Source organism: Streptomyces fructofermentans (genome assembly GCF_014651055.1).
Taxonomy (GTDB): Bacteria; Actinomycetota; Actinomycetes; order Streptomycetales; family Streptomycetaceae; genus Streptomyces; species Streptomyces fructofermentans.
This window is the reverse complement of sequence record NZ_BMWD01000066.1, coordinates 1-2,966: the sequence shown is the minus strand read 5'-3', so window position 1 is coordinate 2,966 and position 2,966 is coordinate 1. Positions and strand designations below refer to the sequence as shown.

General features: G+C 67.1%; 2 protein-coding genes and 1 pseudogene. 2 read left to right on the top strand and 1 reads right to left on the bottom strand.

All coding sequences use genetic code 11. From position 1 onward, the window contains the following. Positions 1-398 precede the first annotated feature (398 nt). On the top strand, positions 399-1,052 hold the full coding sequence (locus IE265_RS37930; protein ID WP_190040353.1) for a DUF6357 family protein: 654 nt from the start codon (positions 399-401) through the stop codon (positions 1,050-1,052). A 72-nt stretch (positions 1,053-1,124) separates the two neighbouring features. Then, the gene (locus IE265_RS37925) at positions 1,125-2,384 is read left to right on the top strand and encodes a DUF6357 family protein (protein WP_190040352.1); all 1,260 of its coding nucleotides are present in this window, start codon (positions 1,125-1,127) and stop codon (positions 2,382-2,384) included. 377 nt (positions 2,385-2,761) lie between these two features. Here IE265_RS37925 and IE265_RS37920 read toward each other — a convergent pair. Next, positions 2,762-2,966, bottom strand: a pseudogene (locus IE265_RS37920) (TetR/AcrR family transcriptional regulator); the annotation flags it as partial.

Below are 2,966 nucleotides of genomic sequence, written 5' to 3'. Positions count from 1 at the left end.
CGGCAACCACACCCACACCCGCAACACCGGCACCGGCACCGGCACCGGCCACACCCACACCCGCATCACCGGCACCCAAAACAACACCACCATCTTCACCACCACCATCACCACCCCACCCCCCACCACCTAAACCACCCCACCCACCCCACCCACACCGGCCGCGACAAACCCGCCAGCCAGCCAGCCGGCCACCAGCCACCAGGCCGCGCCAGACCAAGCCAGACCCGACCGCCACCGCACGCAAAGCAGCCCCCACGAAAGCAACTGCTGGCATCGTCGGGGTGGGCCGATCGCCGGCTTTCGTGGCTGCTCGTCGGCGATGAACAGCCGGGTCCGGGGACGCCCGGCGCTGCGGCTACGCTGGTGGAGCCATCCCAGGTGAACGAAGGACGCACATGGCTCGCCCCTATGACCCCGGACCGAAGCAGTTCGTGTTCGCCGCCGGTGACGGCAATGAACAGCACGTCTCCGTGGTCGACCCTCAGGAAGCCTACGTAGCGTTCTCCACGTTCTTCCGTGGTCGGGACTCCGACACCTTCACCATCAACGATGAGCCGTCGGGGCAAAGTCTGGTGCTCATGCCCGGGCAAGGCGTGATCTCCCGGATCAAGGACGCGGACCCGCCTCGGTCGCAATACCTCCGCGTCGACAGGGGCAATCGCTACCTCCCGAGCGCGATGCTGTTCTTCGAGAACGGATACGCCGGCCTCGACCACTTCGGACAGTGGTTCTCCGACCCCGCCGACCTCGACGCGTCACCGGAGACTCGCGGTGCCGCCCGCGCCGCCACCATCACGACGGAAGCAGCGGCGATCGAAGAAGTCGCCCGTATCTGGAGCGTTTCGGGCTGCGTGGACCCGAGTGACCAGTTCTACGTGTTCTTCGACTCGCACGGCGTCGACGACGACCGGGCTGAACGAGCTGAACTGCTCAAGTTGATCGAGTTCCTCGGTGTCGAACGAGCCGACGCCCCGGCCGAGGCCGCAGAGGGCGAGGTCTGGGTACGCACCGACGCACGCCTCGACGTCGAATTCGCTCGGTGGTCGTAGGCACAGGGTGCCGGACAGGTCCGCCGCATCTTCGTAAAGCCGGCCGGCGCAGTTCCAGGAAAGACTGAATCCATGTACGACATCGTTTTCACGCGCCACAGCGGCTGGATACCGAACGTGATCCGCGAGGAAAGCGAGCTGATGCTCACGCTCGGTGCCGGTGCCGACGCCAACCACGAGCCCCGCACGTTCACCTTCCCGATCAGCGAGGCCCATCTCGCGGTGATCCGCGAGGACCTGGCCAGACACCTGCTGCTGTGGAGCGCGGTTCTTCCGCTGTGCGACGCAGCCGGAACCCGGGGCCAGCTCGACGAGAACGCAGCCGTCGCGCTCCTGGACCCGATCCTCCTCGCCGCACCCGCGGACGTCGACGCGCTCTTCCAGCGCATCCGGTGGGACAGGAGTCGGCTCATCGCCCACGGGGCCGACATCGCTCTGCTCGAGCGCGGTCAGGTATGCGCGGCGATGCGCTCGGCAACAGAGACATCGAACGGGAAGCGAGCTCAGGAGTACCACGCGAACCGCCGTCGCGCCGAGCGAGGAACAGTGCTCGGCCCGCTCGACGCAGCGATGCTCCGATACACGGGCCAGTACCTTCACGGCGCGTCAGTTGTAAGGCGGACACCCGATGCCGTCGACGCCGCCCTGCTGCCCGAGGTCAGGCGGGTGGTCGCCACCGCGGAGCAGGCGTGCGCGGGAATGCGGATCGGCCGCGATCCACGTCGGGGAAAGCACGCCACGGACAAGCGCGACTGGGAGCGGATGAAGACGACGGTCGAAACGGCTGTACGTCGTGCACACCCCGGGCTCGCCGACGACGCGGTACATACCGTGAGCCTCCTGATGTGCTCGGAAGCCGCGAGCCGTTCCCGGAACGCACCCATGGACGACGAAGAGACAGTCGGCCTCCACGCCCACATCGACGAAGGCGCGAGGAAGACCCTCCTGCTGTTCACCGACGACAAGGACGTCGAGAAGAAGTGGCAACAGAACAGCCCGCGCACTGCCACGGCCGAGTTCTGGGACTTCGTCGCCACCCGCTCCTCCGCGGACAACGAAGTGTTCACCATCGAGGACGAGGAGATGGGTGAAGGAATCCAACTCCACTTCTACGCCGATTCCATCGCCCGCATCACGACATTGCGCAAGGGCACCGACACGTCGGAACCGGAGTACCGGGTCCAGTACAGCCTGGTCGACGGGATGAGCGGATACCGGAACCTGGTCAGCATCTTCGTGCGCGGCGGCTGCGCCGCACTCGAGCAACACGGCCCCTGGATATCGGACGTCGCCGAGTTCGAACGCGCACGCCGACGGCGCAACCCTCGATAGCCCCAACCCGAACCCACGCACCGAAGCGTCGGCCCTCAAGTCCGGCGACGACTTGTACACCGAGACAACAGGGCCTGCCGCGGGTGGTGTTGCGGCGGCGTCTCCCCCGTTCGAGGCGCCGACCCCGAACCACTGGGCGGACGGATCCGCCGACGCCTCGACACACCTCGCAGGCCCCCGTTCAAGTCCCGCTTCAGCGAGGGCTTCGATACCCCCGTGCTGTCACACCACAGTCAGATCGCGCGTCGAGCCGGGCACAGCACGCGAGACCCGTGGCAGCCGTCCGAACGGATCGCTCAGAATCCGCACGCCCCCGCCACGGCGCTCGCCTTTGCAGAGCCGGACCACTGTCCGATACCCCGCAACCGGCGCACGGCTCAGGCCGGCACCGGCACCTCATCCGCCGCCGCCTCCGCCGCCTCCAACAGCACCCGCGCCCCACGGTCCGGCGCAACATCCAACCGCATCAGAACCGGCGGCGCGGCAATCGACGGCAGCAAATGCTGCAACAACACCGACACCCGACGCTCCACGTCACCCAGACCCGTCTCCAACTGGGCATACAACTGAACCCCGTTGAAC

What these genes read in the sequence shown, in the direction of transcription:
- IE265_RS37925 (WP_190040352.1), top strand. Translation starts at nt 1,125, where the DNA reads ATGTACGACATCGTTTTCACGCGCCACAGCGGCTGGATACCGAACGTG.
- IE265_RS37930 (WP_190040353.1), top strand. Translation starts at nt 399, where the DNA reads ATGGCTCGCCCCTATGACCCCGGACCGAAGCAGTTCGTGTTCGCCGCC.